This is a genomic window from Fulvivirga sp. M361, assembly GCF_007097395.1.
Taxonomy (GTDB): Bacteria; Bacteroidota; Bacteroidia; order Cytophagales; family Cyclobacteriaceae; genus Fulvivirga.
This window is the reverse complement of sequence record NZ_VKDC01000004.1, coordinates 91,485-117,112: the sequence shown is the minus strand read 5'-3', so window position 1 is coordinate 117,112 and position 25,628 is coordinate 91,485. Positions and strand designations below refer to the sequence as shown.

16 protein-coding genes are annotated in these 25,628 nt (G+C 41.0%); 6 read left to right on the top strand and 10 right to left on the bottom strand.

The window, feature by feature from the left end; all coding sequences use genetic code 11:
* The 3 genes from FNH22_RS04095 to FNH22_RS04085 form a co-directional block, all read right to left on the bottom strand.
* A complete protein-coding gene (locus tag FNH22_RS04095; RefSeq protein WP_143397066.1) occupies positions 1–879 on the bottom strand; it encodes a YicC/YloC family endoribonuclease in 879 nt (292 codons plus the stop codon).
* Positions 880–990: 111 nt separating this feature from the next.
* The gene (locus FNH22_RS04090) at positions 991–4,407 is read right to left on the bottom strand and encodes a translocation protein TolB (protein WP_143397065.1); all 3,417 of its coding nucleotides are present in this window, start codon (positions 4,405–4,407) and stop codon (positions 991–993) included.
* Positions 4,408–4,410: 3 nt separating this feature from the next.
* Positions 4,411–5,478, bottom strand: a complete 1,068-nt coding sequence (locus tag FNH22_RS04085; RefSeq protein ID WP_143397064.1) for an FAD-binding oxidoreductase — start codon at positions 5,476–5,478, stop codon at positions 4,411–4,413.
* 72 nt (positions 5,479–5,550) lie between these two features.
* Between FNH22_RS04085 and FNH22_RS04080 the strand changes: the two genes are divergently transcribed.
* The 5 genes from FNH22_RS04080 to FNH22_RS04060 all read left to right on the top strand — a co-directional run bounded on the left by FNH22_RS04080 (position 5,551) and on the right by FNH22_RS04060 (position 12,834).
* Entirely contained in the window at positions 5,551–6,195 is a 645-nt protein-coding gene (locus FNH22_RS04080; protein WP_143397063.1) for an MBL fold metallo-hydrolase, read from the top strand.
* A gap of 79 nt (positions 6,196–6,274) precedes the next feature.
* The gene (gene pssA, locus FNH22_RS04075) at positions 6,275–6,910 is read left to right on the top strand and encodes a CDP-diacylglycerol--serine O-phosphatidyltransferase (RefSeq protein WP_370513164.1); all 636 of its coding nucleotides are present in this window, start codon (positions 6,275–6,277) and stop codon (positions 6,908–6,910) included.
* A gap of 66 nt (positions 6,911–6,976) precedes the next feature.
* A complete protein-coding gene (gene porU / locus FNH22_RS04070) occupies positions 6,977–10,399 on the top strand; it encodes a type IX secretion system sortase PorU (protein ID WP_143397061.1) in 3,423 nt (1,140 codons plus the stop codon).
* Positions 10,400–10,426: 27 nt separating this feature from the next.
* The gene (gene porV / locus FNH22_RS04065) at positions 10,427–11,584 is read left to right on the top strand and encodes a type IX secretion system outer membrane channel protein PorV (protein ID WP_143397060.1); all 1,158 of its coding nucleotides are present in this window, start codon (positions 10,427–10,429) and stop codon (positions 11,582–11,584) included.
* Positions 11,584–12,834 (top strand): pitrilysin family protein, encoded by a 1,251-nt coding sequence (locus tag FNH22_RS04060; RefSeq protein ID WP_143397059.1) that lies wholly within the window; start codon positions 11,584–11,586, stop codon positions 12,832–12,834. Before porV ends, FNH22_RS04060 begins: the two co-directional genes overlap by 1 nt.
* A 28-nt stretch (positions 12,835–12,862) precedes the next feature.
* On the opposite strand, the gene FNH22_RS04055 is transcribed toward FNH22_RS04060, so the two are convergent.
* Positions 12,863–14,455 (bottom strand): Na/Pi symporter, encoded by a 1,593-nt coding sequence (locus tag FNH22_RS04055; RefSeq protein ID WP_255517982.1) that lies wholly within the window; start codon positions 14,453–14,455, stop codon positions 12,863–12,865.
* Between the two features lie 235 nt (positions 14,456–14,690).
* Here FNH22_RS04055 and FNH22_RS04050 point away from each other — a divergent pair, with 235 nt between their 5' ends.
* Positions 14,691–16,406 carry a Na/Pi cotransporter family protein gene (locus tag FNH22_RS04050; RefSeq protein ID WP_143397058.1) on the top strand — a complete coding sequence of 572 codons (1,716 nt, stop codon included), beginning with the start codon at positions 14,691–14,693 and terminating at the stop codon, positions 16,404–16,406.
* A 14-nt stretch (positions 16,407–16,420) separates the two neighbouring features.
* On the opposite strand, the gene FNH22_RS04045 is transcribed toward FNH22_RS04050, so the two are convergent.
* From FNH22_RS04045 to carB, 6 genes are all read right to left on the bottom strand, one after another.
* Complete coding sequence (locus tag FNH22_RS04045; protein ID WP_370513166.1) at positions 16,421–17,608, bottom strand: M20 family metallopeptidase; 1,188 nt, start codon at positions 17,606–17,608, stop codon at positions 16,421–16,423.
* A 2-nt stretch (positions 17,609–17,610) separates the two neighbouring features.
* A complete protein-coding gene (locus FNH22_RS04040) occupies positions 17,611–18,120 on the bottom strand; it encodes a hypothetical protein (RefSeq protein ID WP_143397056.1) in 510 nt (169 codons plus the stop codon).
* Positions 18,121–18,124: 4 nt separating this feature from the next.
* Positions 18,125–21,466, bottom strand: a complete 3,342-nt coding sequence (gene secA / locus FNH22_RS04035) for a preprotein translocase subunit SecA (protein ID WP_143397055.1) — start codon at positions 21,464–21,466, stop codon at positions 18,125–18,127.
* Positions 21,467–21,537: 71 nt separating this feature from the next.
* Positions 21,538–22,323 (bottom strand): diaminopimelate epimerase, encoded by a 786-nt coding sequence (gene dapF / locus FNH22_RS04030; protein WP_143397054.1) that lies wholly within the window; start codon positions 22,321–22,323, stop codon positions 21,538–21,540.
* A 61-nt stretch (positions 22,324–22,384) separates the two neighbouring features.
* Positions 22,385–22,624 (bottom strand): DUF4834 domain-containing protein, encoded by a 240-nt coding sequence (locus FNH22_RS04025; protein WP_143397053.1) that lies wholly within the window; start codon positions 22,622–22,624, stop codon positions 22,385–22,387.
* A 12-nt stretch (positions 22,625–22,636) separates the two neighbouring features.
* A complete protein-coding gene (gene carB, locus FNH22_RS04020; RefSeq protein WP_143397052.1) occupies positions 22,637–25,450 on the bottom strand; it encodes a carbamoyl-phosphate synthase large subunit in 2,814 nt (937 codons plus the stop codon).
* Between the last annotated feature and the right edge of the window lie 178 nt (positions 25,451–25,628).

Here is a 25,628-nt window from a genome sequence, read left to right as displayed (position 1 = left end):
TTACAATACATTAAGAAGCTGTTCTTTTATTTTTTCCAGTTCTTCTTTCATAGCTACCACATGACGCTGGATACCCGAATCGTTAGCTTTTGATCCGATAGTATTGATCTCGCGCCCTATTTCCTGTGATATAAAACCCAGTTTTTTGCCCAGGCTTTGATTTTCACTCAGAACCTCTGAAAAATGTTCCAGGTGGTTTTTTAATCTGACTTTTTCTTCCGTGATGTCCAGTTTTTCAATGTAAAAGACAAGTTCTTGCTCCAGCCTGTTCTTATCCAGGGCTTCTTCTTCTACAAACTGTGCCAGGTTGCTCTTTATTCGGTTTCTGATCCTTTCAATTCGTTCCGGATCAAGATCCGCCACTGATTTTAAATGCTTGGAAATGGCGGTTATATAGTCTTTGAATTTCTTGGTTAATTCAGCGCCTTCTTTGATCCTGAATTCATTGCAGGCAACCAGGGCTTGTTCTAAAAGCTTATGTGTTTGAAGCCAATGGCTATCTTCAATGGTCTCATTTTGGTTATTTACGATAACATCAGGTGAGTTAAGTGCAAGTTTAAACAGCTCTTCATGAGGTGCAACGACGCGATCTGCCATTTTTTTGAGCTGCAAATAATATTGTATGAATAACTCTTCATTATAATGTTGCTTGAGCTCGGTTTCCTGCTCGTTTATGTAATCAATGGTAAGAGATACTTTGCCACGTGTAAGGATATTGGAGGCCATATTTCTTATTTCCAGTTCCTTTTCTGCAAAAGCCTTTGGGCAACGGATATTAAGGTCTAAGAACTTAGAGTTGAGCGTTTTTATTTCGATGTTGATCGTAACATTGTCCTGTGCGACCCTGGCCGATCCATAGCCGGTCATTGATTTCAGCATAGCTTATTTTTAGATGTAAATCTAACACAACTTGGTATTAGACCAATCGATCTGTGAAAATAACATCTGTATGTAAGTTTTACTTACAGGTTGTTAGGGTGGCAGGAATGATTAAAAATCATATCCGATAGTGAAGCTGAAATTCGGGTCTCTTACATTATAGTTTTCTACCGGGTAGGCCATATCTACTTTTACATAATAGCCCAGTAGCATTGTTCTAAGACCAAAACCATAGCTATACAGCCAGGGGTTGCGGAAATTCTTAAGATCAATTACAAATTGCCCTTCTTCAAGGGTTTCATTACTTATAGAGTTATCTTCATTGAAAGGAGAATTACCTGTCCAGGCAGATCCTATGTCAAAGAAACTTGTGAATTGGAGATTTCGAAAGAAATTTGAGGTAATAGGTCCGGACTGAAGATAACGGATAATGGGAATACGTAATTCAGCATTGAACAAAAGTGCATTATTACCGACTAACTCGGCATAATCGAATCCACGTAAGTTAGTAGCAAATTCCGTGAAGAGCAGTTCACTATTGTTGGTGCCTTCAGTGCGTGGGGCCAATGGGTTATTGTCACCCTGTAAACTTTCATCCTGGTTTATCCAATTATCCATACCTCCCAACAAGTAGTTTTTTGGACTTCTGCCAAAAAATGAGCCAAAAAAGATACGGCTGGCGAAAATTATCTCGCGATGTATTTTCTGGTAGTGTCGAATATCAACTTTTAAATTTGAAAAGCTTCTTTCCTTATCATTTAATCCTTCATAGTGCCATAATGATATTTTTGCTCTGCTTCCCTCAATTAGGTTCATGCCGTTAATAATCGAATTATCATAGACAAATTCAACTTTAGTTCCTACAAACTGGTCTGTTTCTGTATCAGGCAATTGTGGATTAGCGCCGCTAACGATAGGCTGGCTTTCAAATGTAGTGTAAGTGTAAAATGGATTGATGCTCAAACGTGTTTTAGTATTTACAGGTAGTGCGGCACCTAATGTGATGGTATTTTTACTGTATTGCTGCACTTCTGCATTGGTATTCTCCCACTCCAATACACTTCTATCCAGTCTTATGGTGTAATCTAATCTGGTTTTAAGATATTGATATTGAGCAAATACATCCCCACTTCTTAAATCAGTAATAGCCATAACTCCACCGGAAAATTTGTGATTTTCCAGCATATCTGTCATTTGTGCTTCCAGGTTTATACCGAAACCTCTTAAAGGATCTATCACAAATGATGTAACGATATTATCTGCACTGAACCTGCTTTCATAGGGAAACGGCCCGGTGATCTTGTTTTTCTGACTCAACTGTCGATATTGTGTGAGAAAAGACTCCTTCTTATCCTTGGTAGCGTCATTATCAAAGGTGTAATCTTCCGTATTGATCACATCTTCTTTCTCTTCATTGGCCGTTACGGGAGGTGGTGAAGTCTCTACGTCAAATTGATAGTTATCTGTATCAATAATATCAGGATCAGTTTGTAAAGGCTCTACCGTTGTTGTCTGCAAGGAATCAACCGTATTTACCGTATCTTGTTCCTGGATGATGTCCGCAATGGTTCTTAATGGTGCAGAAGGATTCTCGACAACCATTGCTGTAGAGTCTTTAGGAGTAGTACTTACGGTGGTATCGGCTACCACTTCTGCATCCTTTTTTCTTTTTTCGGCCAGGCGTTGTTCTACTATTTCCTGGATCGTGAGACCTGAAGGCGCTTTTTTCCGCCTTTCACGGTAAGCTTTTACCTGGAGTATTTGTTGTCTGGGTGTAGCAGGGGTGAAAATTTGCTGTCCGCCATTAAAGCTAGGGTCATAATATACCTTATCTCGCCCTCTCTTGCTGGAAATATAGGCTATAGCTCCACTGGTAAAATCCATATCAAAGCTTCTGATACTTTGAGAGTAATTAGTCACCTGGGTATAAATGCCACTGGAAATAGTGTACTTGAAAATATTTTGAACCCCTTTTTGATCACTCAGGTAGAATATATTGTCAACATTTTGTGCCACCGGACGAATATCCGCGCTAATAGTATTTGTGACACGTTTAAGTACTTTACGTGTTGTGTCCAGGTTAAAAAAGAACAGGTTCATGTTCTTTCCTATATCCGGGAATTTGTTGGTCTTGATATCCAGGCTGTCAGAGATACGGTTAGAACTAAATACAAAGGTATTCGTGCCGGGAACGAAGGTAGGATGCAGGTCATCGTAAAGATCGTTGGTCAGTCGTTTGGTCCTGTTCCTTCTTGAGCTTAACAAATAGAGGTCATTTCTGCCATTTACTACGCCACTCACTATAATCAGACGACCATTATCAGAGAAATCCATTGACTTGATCTGGCTAAAACGTTCAAGTTTTCTGGGTAATTTACTGTTAGTGGAAACATCATAAAGCGTCAGGGTAAGTATACCGCTTTTTGCATGGATAATTCCCAGCGTATATTCATCCGACCAATCGATCAAAGGCATATTATAGTCTACCTCTTGATTGATGACCTTATAGCCACCTTTCATGACAACACTCTCTTTTCCCGTATTCAGATCTAAAACGTTAACGGAATACCGACCATTATCATTAGTTGTGTAAGCCAGTTTCGATCCATCCTTATTGATTTTAATATTACGATAAACTACTCTTTTCTTATTCTTACCGGGAATCAGAGACAGTTCTTCATCGGAAGTCGTATAGTTTTCTTTGACTTGCCGGTCAATATCCGTGTAGTAATTTTGCCACTCATAAATGAACTGTTCAAAAGAGGTACCAATGGTAATGGTCACACTTTTTTCTTCATTCCGGATGATACGCGTGTAGTTTAGGATATTGCCTATGTTACTTTTACCGTACTTCTGGGCAATGAAATTCCATACGGATTGACCTGCAAGCGCCGCTTCCCGCCCTGTCAACTTATTGAGTTTTTTTGGTTTTTTAGTATTGATGTAGTCCCTGATATAGTCGTCCATTTCCATGCTCCAGCCTTTGGCTACATATAATGAGGCTCCATTAATGAACCAGGCCGGTAAGTTGAGTAATATGGCGCTTTGAAACATGTCTTTTAAGTTTCCTCCAAAAAGCATTTCATTTACCATGAGTGAGGCTACTTTATAGATCAATTCTTCCTTCAAACCATCTATACTACCAGGGTTAGCTATTTCTATGTACGGCTTGACAAACTGTGTTTCGCCACTGGGTACATTTGTGCCATCATTGATACCTACATTACTTTGTTGCAGATCTGATACAGAATTATATAAGAATACTTTGGTTTTGGAATAAGGAGGGTAGTCAATGATATCGGTGATCCTGTCAAATTCACTTTCCAGGTATTGGATCACTTCATTGGCTATTTTGTCGCCACCACGATAAAAGTAAACATCGAAATTGTCGGAACTAAGGTACCTCCATTGAAACTCTTTGTACTGTATTCGGTTACGGCCAAATTTTTCCAGCGTCATTTGTTGTCCAAAACCGGCAGTTTGGACCAAAAAAGCTAAAGCAATGAATAAGCGTATTATTTTACCCATCTATTATTGTTCAGAATTGAAATATAACGAAAAATGACGATTTATGTTTACCTCATCATCCAGTTCTATTTCACTTTCAAGGTGCTGTGCGAAATGATCCCCAAAAAAAGGTGCCAGTGACACGCCCTTAGTGCCTAACCCATTAAATAAGCCAATAGTTTCCTTTTCTGGATGTAATCCCAAATAAGGTCGTCGATCTTTGGTGGATGGCCTTATACCTGCTTTTTGACCTGCAGGGTCAAATGACATCTTAATAAGTGCATTCAGGCGGCCTTCTATGTCCAAACGTGCTTCTGTGGTGGGTTCCCACGATGTATCTTTATGATCGTATGTAGAACCTACCCTGTAAGTAGTATCATTTATCGGAACGCAAAATACGCCTCTGTTTACAATGCGATCCAATCGTGTTTGAGAGGTTATATCTAAAACCTCACCCTTTACAGGACGCATGGGTAGCCAGTGAAAATAAGGATTGTTTACCATGCCGGTGCCCTCACAAAAAATGATCTTTTTGGCCTTAGTACCTTTATATTCGATGTAATCTGTTGCCGTTGTGATCAATTGGTCAAATTCAAACATTTCATTGAGTAATGCCTTTTTGTCAAGCAAAAACTTCTCCATAGCTTCTAAAAATGAAGCTACATTGAGATATCCTGATTGTGCCAGTTCTATTCCCCCATAAGGATCACGAATAGCATCATGCTGACTTTGAAAGTGTACTTTATGAATAAAGGGCAGAAACTCTTTCATAGCACTCTTACTCATCCATTCATTTTGTTCCTCTAACGAAATAAAAGGGCGGTAGATCCTGGTTTCATCGAAAAAATACTGGCCTGTGGATTCTTCAAGACGTTTGTAAAACCGGGTCAGGTAAGGAAAAAGCTGATCGGCCCTCCAGGTTTTAACCATTTTCCTGCCGGTGATAGGGTTATAAAGGCCTGCGGCCACTTTTGAAGAAGTTTTTTCAACTTTAGGATCAATCACCAAAATTTTCTTTGACCGATCCATTAATGCCACGGCAAGAGAAGTACCTGCTAAACCTTGCCCTACTATAATATAGTCTACCTCCATAGAAGTCAGGAAATCGCTTTAAAAGTGTAATTTTGATTTCTTACAAAATTGACCAAACCGTATTAAAATAGTATGATGAAAGTGAAGTCTTTTGTGTTTAATCCTTTTATGGAGAATACATACGTGCTCTACGATGATACAAAGGAAGCCATTATAATAGACCCCGGTTGTTATGAGGGGTATGAAAAGGAACAGCTCAATGATTTTATTAAGACAGAAGGGCTTTCTGTAGTGAAGTTACTTAATACACATTGCCACATTGATCATGTATTAGGAAACGACTTTGTAAAAAAGACCTATGGAGTAAAGCTGGGTATCCATGCGACTGAAGAAGCTACGTTAAAGTCAGTCCGGGTATACGCTCCCAGCTACGGTTTTCAACACTATGAAGAAGCGGAGGCGGATGAATTTATTAAAGAAGGAGAAGATATCACTTTCGGTAACACAAGGTTAGGAGTGCTTTTTGTGCCAGGTCACGCGCCAGGTCATGTGGCCTTTTACAACGGTGATGACAAAATAATGATCGGGGGTGATGTACTTTTTGATGGTAGTATAGGTCGGACAGACTTACCCGGTGGTGATTTTAATACACTGATCAAAAGCATCCATGAAAAGATATTCCCACTGCCTGAGGAAGTTATTATTTATTGTGGACATGGTGATTCCACAACAATAGGTAAAGAAAAAAAGACAAATCCTTTTTGTGCTCTGGTGTAAAGGAGACATTTTCTATGGCATTGATATTTTGAAAATGCATATCAAACAACATATACCCAATTTCTTAACCTGTTGCAATTTGCTATGTGGATGTGTCGGACTGGTATGGCTCTATGAAGGAGACGTTGAAGTTGCAGTTTATTTAATATGGCTGGCATTGGTTTTTGATTTTTTAGATGGGTTTGTGGCCAGACTGCTCAGGGTCCATTCGCCTATGGGCAAAGAGTTAGACTCTTTAGCCGACCTGATTACTTTTGGAGTATTACCTTCGTTTATCTTATACAAAATGTTGCAGCAACAGGAGGTAGACGCTTGGGTGCCGTACCTTGCTTTCCTTGTAGCAGTTTTCTCCGCTATACGGTTAGCCAAATTCAATATTGATGAAAACCAGCAAACGGTTTTTATAGGGCTGCCTACTCCTGCGAATGCCATCTTTATTTCGTCACTTATTTTCGTAGATGGCTCGTACCCCTCCTTGTTGAGTTACCCCGTGCTGTTAATCATCACTATTTTGTTTTCATACCTTTTGGTATCACCTATGGAATTATTTGCCTTGAAGTTTAAAGACTTCGGATGGAAGGGGAACGAAGTGCGGTTCTCCTTTATCCTTTTTAGTGCTTTATCTTTGCTGTTTTTCTTACATCTGGCGCTACCAATGATTGTGATGATGTATATATTGCTGTCTTTTTTTGTGAAAATTATTTCAACAACATAAATTATAACAGGAAATTTTTAAACGATTCTGGCGTTTCGCTTGTTCAACGTTACATTCGATCACAATATGAGGAACCTTTCTCTAACGATATTAGGTCTTTTGGGTTGCATTACATTACCGTTTGCCCAGAATTCCGTACTCAGCAGTGGGCAATGGTTTAAAGTGGCCATAGAGAAGCACGGAGCTTACCGTATTAGCTATGATATGCTTAAAAATGCAGGGATGGCTGTGGATAATATCGATCCGAGAAATTTGAAAATATTCGGTAATTCTGGAGGTATGCTCCCTCAATCATCTGCCATAGAGCGGCCAACAGGATTGGTGCAAAACACTATCCGGGTAGTCGGCGAAGAAGATGGTAGTTTTGATCCCGGTGATTACATTCTTTTTTACGGTTTTGGGCCCCATGAACACGGATATAACGAGGACGGAAGCTTAAATTTTGAATATAACATATATGCGAATGAAAATTATTACTTCATTTCGGGCGATGGACCTGCCGGTCTTAGAATACAGGAAAGACAAAATATGGCCGGTGGTCTACCTGTAATTACCACGTTTAATGATTTTATTCATCATGAGATAGAAGAAACTAATTTATTAATATCCGGCAGGGAATGGTATGGTGAAAAATTTGATCTTACTACTTCCAGAGAATTTCCCTTTTCTTTTGAGGGGGTAAGCGCTGGTTCAGAGGTTAAAGTGACTTCTGACGTCATGGCTCAGTCTTTTGGAGAATCAACTTTTGAGATTGCAGTTAATGGTGTGTCCGTAGGTACTCAACGTGTAGCGGCCGTACCGGATTTTCTGAACCCTATCAGTAACAATCCATTCCGTTATAGCATTAAGGGCAGAACAAGTAGAGATGTTTTTTCCATAAATGAAGATCAACTTTCAGGTGTAGATAACCTGAATGTAAGCCTATCTTATAATAAAAGTAGCTCAGGCCGGTCCGTCGGTTATCTTAATTACTTGAATGTCGAGGTAGAACGAAGGCTTCAGCGCTATGGAGCACAGACCAGCTTTCGTTCTCTGGAAAGTAAAACCAGTGTGTCTCCCGGTTATGAAGTAGGAAATGTTTCTACGGGGAATGTAATTTGGGATATCAGCGATCGGGAGACTGTGATCAACCAACAGTACATACAATCCGGTACATCTGCCTCGTTTGGTGTGGTGGCTGACGGGTTGCAGGAATTTGTGGTTTTTGATCCTTTGCAAATTGCAGAGCCTACACAGATCATGCCTCAACCTAACCAGGACTTATTGGGTATATCTACACCCGAGTTGCTTATTGTCACCCATCCCGTTTTTCTAAGCGAAGCTCAGCGACTGGCCGATTTCAGGAGTAATCATGACAACATGGTGGTGGCAGTAGTAACTACCGGGCAAGTATATAATGAGTTTTCCAGTGGGAAGCAGGACGTCTCTGCCATAAGAGACTTTACAAAGTACTTATATGAAAAAAGTGATGGATTGAAATATCTTTTGCTATTTGGAAAAGGATCCTATGACTATAAAGATATCCTGGAAGAAAATAAAAATTTTGTACCTATCTATGAATCATATAATTCATTACATCCTCTTGACACCTATGCTTCTGATGACTACTATGGGTTTTTGGAAGATGATGAAGGAGCATGGAATGAAGTGCGTGGCGGTAATCATTCACTGGAGATCGGATTGGGCAGACTGCCGGTAAGCACACTTGCAGAAGCCAAAGTAGTCGTGGATAAGATCATAAGGTATTCCAGTGACATGAGTTCACTGGGGAGCTGGCGCAATGAGGTGATTTTTGTGGCAGATGATGGCGATATTAACCTTCATCAGCGACAAGCAGACCAGCTCAGTGTATTCGTTGATACTACATATACCGCTTTCAATACAAAAAAGCTTTTCTTAGATGCATTCCCTCAAATATCAAAACCCAGTGGACAAACATCACCGGATGCCCGGCGAGCCCTTAGCAATTTAGTAGAAGATGGTGCTCTGATCGTTAATTTTACCGGCCATGGGGGTGAATCAGGATGGATGCAGGAGCAAGTGCTGGATTTATTCCTTATCGAGGAATGGAGTAATCGTAATAAGTTACCCCTTTTTATGACAGCGACATGTGAGTTTGGCAGGCATGATGACCCTAAAAGAGTGAGTGGGGGTGAGTTGGTAGTAACAAAGGAAAGAGGTGGCGGAATAGCCATTGTCAGTACTTGCAGGCCAGTAAGCAGCAGCTCAAATTTTCAATTGAATAAAGCTTTTTACAATACCATTTTTTCTATAGAGGATGGCCAGTTTTTAAGATTGGGTGATATATTCAGGCTTACTAAAAATGCTAGTGTAGATCTGGCTTCTGATTTCAAAAAAGTTGGTAACCGGAACTTTGCGCTACTTGGAGATCCATCCATGCGGCTGGCTTATCCTGAAAATAATATCGTAATTACAAAAATTACAGAGAGCGGAAATGAAAGCGACACGCTAAAGGCGCTGGCCAAGGTAGAAGTGACAGGCGAGGTACATGGAGGCGCGGGACTTAAGATAGAAACTTTTAACGGAGTAGTGGATGTCACTGTGTTTGATCGTGAAATTGCACGGACTACACTAGGTGCAGATAACCCGCCCTATACCCATAAAGAGAAAATAAATAAGGTATTTAAAGGCAGTGCAACCGTACAAGATGGTGAATTCAAAGTCCAATTTATAGTTCCGAAAAATATTTCACAGCAATTTGCACCAGGGAAAATAAGCCTCTATGCAAGTGATTCTTTTGCGTTTTCGGATGGAAATGGAGCAGACAAATCAGTACTATTTGGAGGTACCGTAGCTCAGACATCTGTAGATAATCGAGGTCCCGATATTAGTCTTTTTGTAGGAGATACCTTAAAAAGTCGTACCACTGATATTAGCCATAATACTTTTTTATATGCATTTCTTAGCGATGAAAATGGTATTAATATTTCTGGTTTTGGTGTGGCCAATAGCCTCACAGCTACACTGGATGACGACCAGGTTTTTATACTGAACGATTTCTATAATGCTAAAAAAGATACTTATCAGGAAGGTGTGGCGGTATTTCCATTGAACGGGCTTGAAAAAGGAAGACACGTGATCCGTTTAAAAGCGTGGGATACATTTAATAATTCCAGTGAAAAAGAGATAGAGTTCTTTGTGGCTGACCCTAACAGTTTGCTTGTATCAGAACTTAAGAATACCCCGAATCCTGTTAGATCTGCTACCACATTTTCATTTGATCATAATAGAAGTGGGGATGATCTGGAAGTAAATCTACAAATCATATCCAGCATGGGAGAGCTGGTGCGGGACTTGGATTTTCGGGTGGATGATAGTCTTCCGCGGGTGGACCTTTTCGAATGGGATGGATCAAGTACAACTGGTGAAAAATTAACACAGGGGATATACTTATATCGCGTTACAGTTCGTTCGGTACTTGACGGTGCAAAAGGTCAAAATTATCAAAAGCTTATTATTATTAATTAACTAACTTTGTCGGCTATAAATCTTCTCATGAGACATCTAATTTTATTTTCAATAGTTCTGTGTTTTTTTGGCACCGCTATAGGACAGAACAACCCTATAACAGGGCAGGATTCCACTCAAAGGGCTATTACAACGGCAGTACCTTTTCTTATGATTACGCCTGATGCCCGCGCCGGAGGTATGGGAGATGCAGGTGTGGCCACCACTCCTGATGCTAATTCGGTTCATTGGAACCCTGCAAAGCTGGCCTTCATTGAAGATAGTGATATCGGATTTTCTGTGAACTATACTCCCTGGTTAGGTAAGATCATCAATGACATGTCAATCGTATATGTTTCCGGTTATTACAAATTTACCAAGGAACAGGCAGTGGCTGTTAGTATGAGATATTTTGACCTGGGTGAGATCTTGTTCACACTGGACCAGAATGATCAGGGTACATTATTTAACCCCCGGGAATTTGCTTTTGACGCTACCTATTCAAGAATGCTAAGTCAAAATTTGGGTATTGGAGGAACGCTTCGCTTTATACATTCCAACCTGACCGGAAGCTTTAGTTCAGGAGGTGTAGAAGCCAGGCCCGGAAGTAGTGCCGCTGTGGATGTAGCTGTTTATTATAATAAGGACCTTTCCATTGGAGGAGGTAATTCTAACCTGGCTTTAGGGGCAAATATTTCTAACATAGGAGGAAAGCTTACCTATTCTGATGAAAACAACAGAGATTTTATTCCGACTAATCTTCGGTTTGGAGGGGCATTGACTACTGATCTCGATCCGTATAATAAAATTACTTTTGCTTTAGATTTTAATAAGTTATTAGTTCCGAGTCCACAATTTGATGGTAGTGAAGATGACAAAACATTGTTAAGCGGGATTTTTGGCTCTTTCGGTGATGCCGAAGATGGCTTCAGTGAAGAGCTGCAAGAAATTACACTCTCTGCTGGTGTAGAGTACTGGTATAATAACCAGTTTGCTGCAAGGGTAGGGTACTTTTTGGAGTCAGAAGATAAAGGTAACAGAAAATACCTAACAGTGGGGCTGGGTTTCAGATACCAGGTGTTTGGGTTGGATTTTGCCTACTTAGTTCCTCAGGAACAGGAACATCCACTTGCTGAAACCTTACGTTTCAGCCTGCTTTTCGCTTTTAACAAGACCACCAAAGATGAAGAGTCTATTATAGATTAATGTTTGACAGAACGGTAGCACCTCAGCATCAGGTTATATCAGATGTAAACTTTCAGCACGTCACTTCTCAGGTCTTATCTGCCCATACCCCTTTTCACTATTTAATTAGCGGGCGGCAGCCCGTAGTAAAGATAGAAATACTGTTTCCCAGAGCAGGGACCTGGTATGAACATAAGAGCGGTGTAGCTCTGTTAAGTTTAAAAACACTTAGAGAGGGTACTGGCTCCTTTTCATCAGAGCAAATTTCCGAATACCTTTCTGGTCATGGAGCATTCTTTGATATTCATCCTGGTTTTGATTATGCCAGTCTCAGCCTACATTGTCTTGATAAGCATGTGAAAGACCTGTTGCCCTTATTCATGGAGATTATTAATGAACCTGAATTTGTACCATCAGAGGTGGAGTTTCAAAAGAAATTACAAAAATCACAGGTACAACTTCAGAATAAAAGAAATAATATCCGGGCCAGCAGAAAGCTACGTCGTGAACTTTTTGGAGAGTTACATCCTTATGGGCGGGTGATGAATGAGAAGGACGTGGAGCAGGTTTCTGCTGAAGATTTACGTTATTTTCATTCTCAGCAGATGCAGGATGTTGAAGTGTTTGTTTCAGGGGCTCCGTCAGAAAGTTCTTTTGAACTAATAAAATCACATTTTGACCACCGTGCATTTTCGCACTATGACCAAGCAGTGACCTGTTCGAAAGGACATGAAGCAATACTTCAGCCTAACAAGGCAGAACAGAGTTCTATTCGTCTGGGTAAAGAAGTCATTAAAAAAGGTCATAAGGATTATATTCCTTTATTGATCACCAATCATCTCCTGGGAGGCTTTTTTGGTTCCAGGTTAATGAAAAATATTCGTGAAGATAAAGGGCTGACCTATGGTATTAATTCCAGCCTGGCGAATTTGACCCATTCGAGTTATTGGGTGTTGGGGGCAGAAGTTAACGAACGTCTCACCGATCAGGCGTTGTCAGAAATACGTAAAGAGATTGATTTGTTGAGAGAGTTTGATCGTGAAGATGAACTGGATGTGGTAAAAACACATATGATAGGAAGCTTCCAATCTGATGTGAATTCTCCGCATCAACTCATGGGGAAATTCAAAAATGTTCACTTACATGGGCTTGATTATGATTATTATCGGCGATACTTTTCATGTATCAATGACTTTACTTGTGCCGATGTCCGGGAGATGGCTTCAAAGTACCTGGCTATACATGACATTAAGGAGGTGGTCGTAAAATGACGAACAGGTAAGGGCTCTTCTTTTGCTGTTATTTTGTTTTTATATCACTTACTTCTTCAGAAAGTATCAATTCGCCTGCTTTGGTAAACTGCTCTTTTTTAATTAAAACCTTGTCTTCAATGCTTATATGGTAAAGGTAATGCGTAGTGTCTTTATCGGGAGTGTAGAAAGACTGTTTGAACACGTATACAGAGTCAAATGATAAGCCATTTCTTTTCCATTCCGGTAGTATGTTCTCAATACACATACTGTATTTACCTTGTGCTTCCTGATCGTCCCAACAGAAGCCCTCTTGTTTTATCAGGTAGAACCGATCATTGATAAATAGGACATCATTACTGCGATAGATATTCAAAACATCATCTTTGGCGTTGTAGGTCAATGGGTGTGGAGAAACGCCCAACACCGATCCGTATCTCTTGTTTTTTGCTGTGACGCTGATTACCTTTTTTTCCGAAATTTCTCCCTCAAAAGCTACCTGATATGTTATTTCCTTGATCTCTGCAGCATTTCGGTTAAAGTAGATGAGTGTGAAAGGAATAATAAAAAAAGTGAAAATGATATAAGCTACACCGGCCAGACGATAGTTGATGGTTAATGCACCAAAACCATGGGCCAGACGGATAGGTATATTTCTTAAATACTGGGAAGGTAAAAAGACTGCTACACCTACTAAGTTGAATAACAGATGGGTTACGGCAATGCTCATTGCAGTGCTCGATTCAAATAAAACAGCGATGAATGCTGTAATAGTAGTACCTATATTAGCGCCCATGATAAATGGAGTGGCGTTTTTTAAAGAAACTTTTCCGGTAGCTACAAATGGTACTACTAGAGAGGTGGTGACAGAACTGGATTGAACTCCAGCAGTAATTACAGCCCCCCACGAAAATGATTTTAATGATTTGTCGAATATGAATTTGCTGAGTTTACCCTGAGATTCACCAATCATTAATTTGTAAATCAATCGCGAGAGTAACTTAATACTTCCAAAAAGCATTGCGAAGGAAAACACAATACTTAGCAAACTATTGTCGATAAATGCGATAATGTACTTGGTGATCGGGATGACATCAAATAATTTGAAACCAAAATTACTTGAGCTGTCCGATTTCCCCTGGTCAAGAAAGAAGCCTGTTATTTGTTGTGATATAGAGGAGACGAGTCCATAATAGTATTCCAATGGAAACAGGATAAGTACGGTTAGGATATTGAAAAAATCATGTACTGTACTCGCTGCCAATGCCTTTCTAAATTCATTTTTTCTGGTTATAAATCCCAGAGATACAATAGTGCTTGTGAGTGTTGTTCCTATGTTAGCACCCATGATCATAGGTACCGCATCGCTCATGGTAATCGATCCTGAAGCCACCATGGCTACTATCATAGAAGTGCTGGTAGAGCTGCTTTGAATGATGGCAGTAACCAGGAGACCAATGAATAACCCAATGAAAGGGTTGGTGGTGGCATAAATTAGCGATTGAGCTGCGTTTTCTCCCAATAATTCGAAGGCATCCCCCATCAGGTCGATGGAAAAGAGAAAAATAAATATGATCAGTAATGCCTTTAGGGCTGTAATCACGATTTTACTTTGCTCAAAACTGTCTTTATTTGAAGCCATCTCCGGGGTTAAGCTGCGAAGATAGTAGTATTAAGCATGAATTTTTTATTACTAATGTAAAGCTATTGTTAACAAAGTGGCGGTTCAAATGTTGTAGACGAAATAAAAAATCATGTTTCGCAATTCCGGACCGAGATGTATTTTAGTTAACATAAAGTTAACATGATGTTGAGATTGATTAACTGATAGTTAAATTACTTTTACATTCGCACAAAAGACAATCTCCGGCAGATAAATGAAATTTGGCATATTTGATGCGCTGACCCTGTTAGGCTCACTAGGTTTTTTCATCTATGGTATGAAGATCATGAGCGAGGGCATACAAAAAGTAGCTGGGGCAAGGATGCGCCAGATACTTAAGGTGATGACTTCCAATCGATTTTCCGGTGCCCTGACCGGATTTTTACTTACCGGTCTGGTACAGTCATCTTCCGCTACCACGGTAATGGTAGTAAGTTTTGTGAATGCAGGTTTACTTTCCCTGATAGAGTCCATAGGTGTGATTATGGGTGCAAATATTGGCACTACCATCACTGCATGGATTATTTCTATATTGGGACTTAAGGTAAAAATTGCCGCAGCGGCTCTTCCTATCATTGCGTTTGGTTTCCCCTTGCTATTTTCCTCAAAGAATAAGATAAAATCATGGGGAGAAGTGGTCATTGGCTTTGCCTTATTATTTATGGGGCTGGAGGCATTAAAATCATCAGTACCTGATCTCAAGTCTAATCCTGAAATATTAAGTTTCCTTTCTAATTATACTGATCTTGGGATTATTTCCACACTCATTTTTGTGGTTATAGGTACTATACTTACAGTGATAGTACAATCTTCCAGCGCCACCATGGCTATTACTATCCTTATGGCTAACCAGGGCTGGATATCTTTCGATATAGCTGCTGCTATGGTTTTAGGGGAGAATATAGGGACTACCATTACCGCTAATTTAGCTGCGTTGGTAGCTAATGTTCATGCGAAAAGAGCTGCCAGGGCACACTTTATTTTTAATATTTTTGGAGTCATATGGGTCCTTTTGGTCTTTTCTCTTTTCTTGAAAGGGATCGACAGCTATATGGAAAGCAGCTATGGTACTTCTCCATACAATGATCAGGAAGCTATACCCATTGGGCTGTCTATATTCCATACCACATTTAACATCATTAATACTTTACTTCTCATAGGTTTTGTCAAGTTTATTGCTTCAGTAGTGATTAAAATGGTAAAAATGAAAGAAGATGATGGTGAATTCAGATTGGAATATATAAGTAGTAATATCCTGGAGACACCGGAAGCCTCATTGGTTGAAGCCTCTAAAGAGATAATGAAATTTGGGGAGATAACTTCAAGAATGTCCGGTTTTGTTCAATCACTCATTATCAATCAAAAAGTAAAAAACAGAAGCAAACTTCTGAAAAAGATCAAAAAATACGAAGAAATTACAGACCGGCTTGAGTTGGAGATTGTCACGTATTTATCAAAGATCCCTCACTCAAAATTAGGTGTTGAAAGCTCTATACGTTTAAGAGGAATGCTTTCGATAGTAAATGATCTGGAGCGTATAGGTGACCTTTTCTTTCAAATGTCGCTGGCCATTGACCATAAAAGCGAAGACAAAGGATGGTTTAGTCAAAAACAGATAGATAACCTTAAGGGGATGTTTGCATTGCTGGATCGTGCAATGGAACAAATGAATAATAACTTGAGTATGGATTATGAGAAAGTAGAACTCACCCAGTCAGTGGCGTTAGAAAAGGAAATCAATCTTTACAGGGATAAATTAAGAAAAAAGCACCTCAAAAGCTTGGAGAAGGGTGAGTATGATTTTCATACCAGTTTGATTTATCCTGAATTATATGGACTGGCGGAACGTGTAGGGGATCACATTATAAACGTTTCAGAAGGAATAACCGGGGCACTGGCCAAGGACGAGGAAGATATGGAATTAATCTGATAAAATTTTTACTGCTAATGTTGTAGCTCTTCCAGTGCTAGCCATGCCATCATCCCGGTGCCTACTTCCAAGGCGTCCTCATCAATGTCAAAAGTAGGCGTATGTACATAAGAAGTGATGCCTTTTTTTTCATTGCGGGTTCCCAGGCGGTAGAAGCAGGCAGGCATCTCATGTGTATAATAGGCAAAATCTTCCGCCCCTAAAGTCAGGTCCAGATCAACTACATTTTCCTTGCCCAGATAAGCTTCAGCAGCTGCTCTGGATCGTGCAGTTAATGATGGATCGTTTTCTAAGTAAGGATAACCCTTATCAATTTCAATATCGCAGTCACCACCCATAGAGGCAGTAAGATTTTTAACCATATTGATGATAATGTCGTGTGCTTTGGCACGCCATTCCTCGTTCATTGCTCTGAATGTTCCGGCAAGGGTTACTTCCTGGGGGATGATATTTGTAGCGCCATTTGCGGCTACTTTGCCAAAAGTAAGTACGGTAGGGGTTTTGGGGCTTGCATTCCTGCTAATTACTTGTTGAAGTGCTACAATAACATGAGAAGCTATTAGCACAGGATCAATAGTTAGCTCCGGCGCTGCTCCGTGCCCTCCTTTTCCTTTTATGGTGATGTAGATCTCATCTGCGCTGGCCATATACATGCCAGGCCTGAAACCTACTTTCCCCACAGGTATCAGGGGCATTACATGCTGGCCGAGTATGGCCGTGGGCGTAGGATTTTCCAGGGCGCCAGCTTTGATCATGAGAGAAGCACCTCCTGGGTTTTGCTCTTCACCTGGCTGAAAAAGTAATTTTACCGTGCCTTCAAACTCTTCTGTCAGGGCACTTAAAATTCTTGCGGTACCAAGTAAAGAGGATGTGTGTACATCATGGCCGCAGGCATGCATTATACCTTCATTTTTAGATTTATACGGTACATCATTCACCTCAGTGATAGGTAGTGCATCAAGATCTGCGCGTAGCGCCACCACTTTGCTCGTGGGGTTTTTGCCTTCAATGGTTGCGGTTAAACCTGTTTCGGCCACACCTTCTTTCGGAGTGATACCCATCGCTTTTAACTGCTCGGCTACATATGCCGCTGTTTTATGCTCCTGATAAGAGAGCTCCGGATGTGCGTGAAGGTGTCGGCGAACAGCAATTATTTCTCCTGCATTTTCCCTGGCGAGTTGATGGATCTTGTCTTTCAAAATGATTAATCTATATATATTCTTTGAGGAATGATAAGTGCTGAAGAAAACCTGGCCTTTATCAGAGAGTAGTCCTTCTGGGCTTCCAGGCGTGAATAGTATTTACCCACTTTTACCTTAAAATTAGGTTCTTCAAATTTTAGAGAAGGCGCGGACCCAGGCAGTACACTATATACTTTACCACGAGCTATTGTGGCTTCTTCACTGTCGTGCCCGGCATAAACCTGGATGGTATATCCATCGATGTAGTGCACGTCACTTCTCAGTACATCAATGCTATCTAAAATGGTGTTGAGCTCATCAGTTACATCGTATTCAGGCTCAATTGTGCTGTAGTCAGAGGTGTTTGCAGTTTCCTCTGATGATACCGTTTCAGCAGTATCAGTGTAAATGGGTCTTAGATAGGACAAATCTTCTTTATAACGCTCATCATCATAGGAAGTTGGTAAAACCCCCGGAGAACATGCCGCTAAAATACCTAAAACAACGAAAAGTACGAGATGGAATTGCTTCATATGTTTAATCCTCTACCATGACACATTTGTTGCTCTTTATGTCCTCCTCTACTATTTTGAACTTTACGTCTTTTTTGAGAGTGCCATCCATATATTGTACGGTTACACGGTCGTTACGCCCAAAGATCTTATCAGATTTTACAGGCATGGTTTTTTCTGCGGGTGGCCTGTTGGTTTGAGGGCTTCCACCACTTAACAGTGAACGGGATTCGTCTTTTTTCTCCTGTAATTTTTGCCTTCTCCTGGACCTTGCTTCCTGGACTTCCTGTGACTCCTGCACCGGTAGAAAGGATTTCATCAAAAATGAGATTGTTTCCTCGTTTACTTTGGCAATGAATCTTTTAAAAAGTTCAAAACCCTCAAATTTGTAGATTAATAAAGGGTCTTTTTGCTCATATACAGCATTTTGAACACTTTGCTTCAGATCATCCATTTCCCTGAGGTGGTCTTTCCAGAGCTTATCTATGAATCCCAGCGTTACCATTTTTTCCATGGCCACAATCAATTCATCGTTTTCAGAAGCTACACATTTTTTGAGGTTAGCAGAAACACCCATCTGTCTTTTACCATCTGTAAAAGGCACTAATATATTTTCTATGGTTGCGCCACGGGTTTCTTCTATGTCCTTAATGATGGGAAACGACTTTTGGGCAATGTCTTTGTTTTTCCTCCCATAATGGGCCAGTGCTTCCTCGTATAGTTTTACACTAAGTTCTTGCTCACTAATAGCTTCAAAACCACTCTTATCGATCTCATAATCCATCCCTAATACCCCTAATGTGGTGAGTTTGAAACTTTCGAAGTTATCGAGGCCTTTGGTGTTGGCCACAATATCTTCACAGGTATCAAACAGCATATTCATGATATCAAGCTGAAGCCTTTCACCATAGAGTGCATTCCTTCTTCGTTTGTAGATCACCTCACGTTGGGAGTTCATCACATCATCATACTCCAGCAGACGTTTTCGAGTGCCAAAGTTGTTCTCCTCTACCTTTTTCTGCGCCCGTTCTATGGATTTTGTTACCATAGAGTGTGAGATTACCTCCCCCTCCTGGAGCCCCAGGCGGTCCATGATCTTAGAGATACGTTCCGGCATGAACATACGCATCAGGTTATCTTCCAGAGACACAAAGAACTGAGAAGAGCCAGGATCACCCTGACGCCCTGAACGACCTCTTAGCTGTCGGTCTACTCTACGTGATTCATGACGTTCCGTACCTATGATGGCTAGTCCGCCGGCATCTTTAGATTCTTTTGTAAGCTTAATATCCGTACCACGTCCAGCCATGTTGGTGGCTATGGTAACCGTGCCTGGCTTACCAGCCTCAGAGACCACCTCTGCCTCTCTCTGGTGCTGTTTTGCATTCAATACCTGGTGTTTGATTTTACGAATATTGAGCATCCTGCTGAGCAACTCCGATATTTCAACAGAAGTAGTACCTACCAGCACAGGTTGTCCTGCTCCGGTGAGCTTTACTATTTCTTCCACTACAGCATTAAATTTCTCACGCATGGTTTTGTAGACCATGTCCTGGTCGTCATTCCTGGCAATAGGCCGGTTGGTGGGGATGGTAATCACATCAAGTTTGTAGATCTCCCAAAACTCTCCGGCTTCTGTTTCAGCTGTTCCGGTCATCCCGGCCAGTTTATGATACATACGGAAGTAATTCTGTAATGTGATGGTAGCGTAGGTTTGGGTAGCGTCTTCTACCTTAACATTTTCCTTGGCCTCAATAGCCTGGTGAAGGCCGTCTGAATACCTTCTGCCTTCCATCACACGACCGGTCTGCTCATCAACAATTTTGACTTTACTATCTACCAGGATATATTCGGTATCTTTTTCGAATAAGGTATATGCCTTGAGTAACTGGTTTACCGAATGTATGCGTTGAGATTTTACAGAATAATCGCGTGTAAGTTCATCTTTTTTCTTCAATTTTTCCTCATCACTTAGCCCTTCGTCTTTTTCAAGGCTCGCTATTTCCATACCAATGTCAGGCATAATAAAGAAATTAGGATCTTCACCTTCACCGGTGATAAGATCTATGCCTTTTTCTGTGAGCTCTATGCTGTTCTGTTTTTCGTCTATAGTGAAGAAAAGAGGTTCATCAGCTTCAGGCATCATTTTCTGATTGTCCTGCAGGTAGAAATTTTCTGTTTTTTGAAGTGATTGGCGAATGCCTGTCTCACTCAAAAATTTAATCAGAGGCTTATGCTTGGGTAATCCGCGATACGCTCTGAAAAGAGGTAGGCCTCCTTCTTTTTCGTCGCCTTCACCAAAAAGTTTTTTTGCTTCTACCAGGTATTGCTGTACGATCTTCTTCTGGGCTTCTACCAATTTGGCAATTCTGGGCTTAAGATCATAAAACTCATGATCACCGCCTTTAGGGATAGGCCCGGATATGATCAGGGGTGTCCTTGCTTCATCAATTAATACGGAATCCACTTCATCCACCATAGCATAATGATGCTTTCGTTGTACCAGCTCTTCCGGATCACGTGCCATATTGTCACGTAAGTAATCAAAACCAAATTCGTTGTTAGTGCCATAAGTGACGTCCGCCATATAAGCCTTTCTCCTTTCATCTGAGTTAGGTTCATATTTGTCGATACAGTCCACTTTAAGGCCATGAAACTCAAATATAGGTGCCATCCATTCGCTATCACGAGTGGCCAGGTAGTTATTTACAGTGACAATGTGTACTCCACGTTTCGCCAGTGCATTAAGAAAGGCAGGTAATGTGGCTACCAGGGTCTTTCCTTCCCCTGTGGCCATCTCAGCTATAATACCATTATGAAGTACCATACCACCGATAAGCTGCACATCGTAATGCAGCATTTCCCAGGTAATTTCGTTGCCGGCAGCTTCCCATTTATTATGCCATATGGCCTGTTCGCCATCTAATTCGACATGGGATTTTTCCGCTGCAAATATCTTATCCTGCATAGTGGCAGTGACCACTACTTTCTCATTTTCCTTAAATCGCCGGGCAGTTTCTTTGACAATGGCAAAAGTGACCGGGAGCACTTTTTTCAGCACTTTTTCCAGCTCTTCATTCCTGTCTTCTTCCAGCTTATCGATTTGGGAAAACGCAAGTTCTTTCTCGTTGATGTCCAGGTCCGGATTATCTGCTACTTTCTGATGCAGCGCTTCTATTTGCTCGTCAATAGACCGCAATGCTTCGTTAATAGTATCTATAACCGATTGCGTTTTGCCGCGAACTTCATCATTGCTTAAGCTGCTCATTTGAGCATACTCTGCATTGATTTGCTCCACGACGGGCATCATTTTTTTGATGTCCTTGTCTGATTTTGTACCTAAGACCTTGGTAATGAATTTTAACATCTTTCTGAGCTTATTTCTAATGGTTCAGCAGGCTTAAAGTTAAGCCGTTTTTTACTAATAATGCGATCTAACTACACGTGGATTTCTATCTTACCGTTGAACACCGGTATAGCCGGTCCGGTAAGGAAAATGTCCGTGTAATGGTTATGATCGTGCTTTTCATACGCTACGTTTAACCGGCCTCCTCGCGTATTAACTCTGACAGGGCTTTGCAATCCTTTATGACTTGCTGAAATAGCGGCGGCCGTTACACCAGTGCCACATGAAAGGGTTTCATTCTCAACACCTCTTTCATACGTTCTTACCTCTATGGTGTTATTGTCTGCTATTTCTACAAAGTTTACGTTTACTCCTGCATCTTGTTGTGGCCCTTTGTTGCGAAGTACCTTCCCTTCTTCAAATACCGGGTAGTTACTTATGCGGGATACATATTTCATTAGATGCGGAGAGCCAGTATCAACAAACATACCATCCGGTAAAACCATGACATTTTGTACATCTGACATCTTGAGTCTTACTGAACCATTAGTAAGAATTTCGGCTTCATGAGGCCCGTCAAAGGCCATGAATGTAGTGAAGGTATTTGGGATCATGCCAAGCATTTTGGCAAAATTTACAGCGCACCTGCTACCGTTGCCGCACAGACTTTGGCTACCGTCAGGGTTGTAGAATACCATTTCAAAGTCGTAATCCGGGTGCGGCTGTATCAATACCAGTCCATCAGAGCCTATACCAAACTTTCTATCACAAAGATGACTGATCTGGTCCTTGGTGAACTGATAGTTTCCATCACGGTTGTCTACCATAATGAAGTCGTTGCCAGTGGCTTGATACTTGTGGAAATGGAGTGTGGTCATGGTTAAAATAATAAGCCCCTACCGGTGGGGAAGGGGCTCACTTTGATTTATCTATGGATGATTAATTTACCTCTTCGTAATCTACATATTCACCACCTTTAAATTTTTTACCCTGTTTATCGGTTTTATTCGGAACATAGTCAACGTTCAAATTCCCATCTCTTGGTTTTTGGGGTTCGCCATATCCGTTGTAACTGCCCTTATGGCTGGCCGGGCCTCCTGTCAATACGCGGAAAAAGATTCCCAAACCTTTGAAAAGCAGGTAGCCAAACAGCCCGATAAACAATAAAAACTTCAGCATAACTAATATAACTTACTTACTGAGGTATAGGTTTCGTTCAGAATAGATTTTCATAAAATAATCATCCATTAAGTCTTTGATAAAATAGATTGCTTCACCTGTAGATTTCATTTCAGGGCCTAATTCTTTGTTTACATTAGGGAATTTATTAAAAGAAAACACAGGTTCCTTGATAGCATAGCCGCTTTTCTTTGGATTAAAGTCGAAATCTGTCACTTTCTTTTCACCCAGCATTACCTTCACAGCGTAGTTGACATAAGGCTCCTCGTAGGCTTTGCAAATAAAAGGTACTGTGCGCGAAGCCCGTGGATTTGCTTCTATGATATAGACTTTGTCGTCTTTAATAGCAAATTGAATATTGATCAGACCCACCGTCTTTAAGGCTAAAGCGATCTTTTCCGTATACGTTTCTATCTGTTTTATTACTAAATCACCAAGATTATAAGGTGGAAGCACCGCATAGGAGTCACCGCTATGAATACCTGCTGGCTCTATGTGCTGCATGATACCAATGATGTATACATTCTCTCCATCACAAATAGCATCTGCTTCTGCTTCAATGGCTCCTTCCAGGAAGTGGTCCAGTAATACTTTGTTTCCCGGTATTTTCTTGAGTATGTCTATTATATGTGATTCGAGTTCCTGTTCATTAATCACAATTTTCATACTTTGTCCGCCCAGCACATAAGAAGGTCGTACCAGCAGTGGGAAACCAATATCTTTAGACAGTTCCACCGCTGTCTCAGCATCTTCGGCTACTCCGAATTCAGGGTAAGGGATATCATTTTCTTTCAGCAGGGAAGAAAAGCTGCCACGATCTTCTGCAAGATCAAGTGCTTCGAAGGACGTGCCTATTATTTTTATTCCATTTTTTTCAAGCTTTTCAGCCAGCTTCAATGCTGTCTGCCCTCCCAGTTGTACAATTACCCCCTCAGGTTTCTCATGCTCAATAATGTCATAAATATGTTCCCAGAAAACAGGCTCGAAATAAAGTTTGTCGGCAATGTCAAAGTCTGTAGATACCGTTTCGGGATTACAATTGATCATGATGGTCTCATAACCACTTTCTTTAGCCGCCAATACACCGTGTACACAAGAATAATCAAATTCTATCCCCTGCCCGATCCTGTTAGGGCCAGAGCCCAACACTACAATTTTCTTTTTATCGGAAACAATGGATTCGTTTTCCCTGGCAAAGGTGGAATAGTAGTAGGGCGTTTGGGCTTCAAATTCTGCAGCACAAGTATCTACCTGCTTGTAAACCCTGCGGATGCCTAGCTCATTGCGCTTCTTATGGACAACGCTTTCCCAACATTTCAAAAGGTGGCCCAGTTGCCTGTCAGCGTATCCCTTTTCTTTAGCTGTTTTTAACAGCTCCACAGGTAAGGTGTCAATCGTATATTTTTCTATCTCTTTTTCCAGTAAAATGAGTTCCTCGATTTGATTAAGGAACCATTTGTCAATTCGGCTAAGCTTGTGAATGGTTTTAAATGGGATACCTAACTTAAAGGCATCATAAACATGAAAAAGCCTGTCCCAGCTAGGGTTTTGTAAGCTTTTAAGCAGGTCTTCCTGCTTGGTGAGTTCTTTGCCATCTGCCCCTAAGCCGTTTCTTTTGATCTCTAAGGATTGACAGGCTTTTTGAAGCGCTTCCTGGAAGTTGCGACCAATCCCCATTGCTTCCCCAACCGACTTCATAGATAAACCTAAACGTCGGTCCGACCCCTCGAACTTGTCGAAGTTCCAACGGGGTACTTTTACGATCACATAGTCAATAGCAGGTTCAAAAAAGGCTGAAGTAGTCCCTGTGATAGCATTCTTTAATTCATCCAGGTTATACCCAATCGCCAGCTTTGCCGCTATTTTGGCAATAGGATATCCAGTAGCCTTAGAGGCCAGTGCAGATGATCGTGATACCCTGGGGTTAATCTCTATACCAATAATTTCATCTGTTTCAGGGTTTACAGCGAACTGAACGTTACAGCCCCCGGCAAATTGGCCAATGGCATTCATCATTCGTATTGCCAGGTTCCGCATTTCCTGGTAAACAGTATCCGGAAGTGTCATTGCGGGCGCCACAGTAATAGAATCACCCGTATGAACGCCCATAGGGTCGAAATTTTCAATAGAGCATATGATAATAATATTACCTATATTATCACGTAGTAACTCTAACTCATACTCCTTCCAACCTAATATACTCTGCTCTACCAGTACCTCATGGATAGGCGAAGTATGCAGGCCATGTGTCAGCGCTTTTTCGAATTCATCCGGATGGTTGACAAAACCACCACCAGACCCACCTAGTGTAAATGAAGGTCTGATCACAAGCGGGAATCCAATTTCCTGTGCAATTTCTTTACCCTGGAGAAAAGACGTAGCAGTTTCACCCTTACAAACACCTACACCGATCTCGTGCATTTTCAGTCGAAACTTTTCACGGTCTTCAGTGGTTTCAATGGCATTGATATCAACACCAATCATCTTGACCCCGTAGTGGTTCCATATACCGGCTTTGTCACAGTCGATAGCCAGGTTAAGCGCTGTTTGGCCACCCATAGTAGGAAGTACAGCATCTATATGGTGTCTTTCGAGGATCTCCCGGATAGACTGTTTGGTCAACGGCCTTAAATAGACGTTATCGGCTGTCACCGGGTCCGTCATGATGGTGGCCGGATTAGAATTAATTAGAGTAACTTCAATACCCTCTTCTCTGAGTGAACGGGCAGCTTGTGATCCTGCATAATCGAATTCGCATGCTTGGCCGATTACTATAGGTCCGCTTCCAATGATCAGTATGGACCGGATACTTCTATCTCTTGGCATTTGGTAGTGATTGTGTTCTAAGTGGTGAAAATGGCTTAGGCATAAATTGGCGCAAAGTTATGGTATAAGCTTTGAGAATCAAAATTCAAAATGGCTGTATACCTACAGGTTAGTCATAGAAGTCTTGTTAGTGGCAAAATGTACCCTGTTATTGACCATTAAAAGATTATGGCTTTCG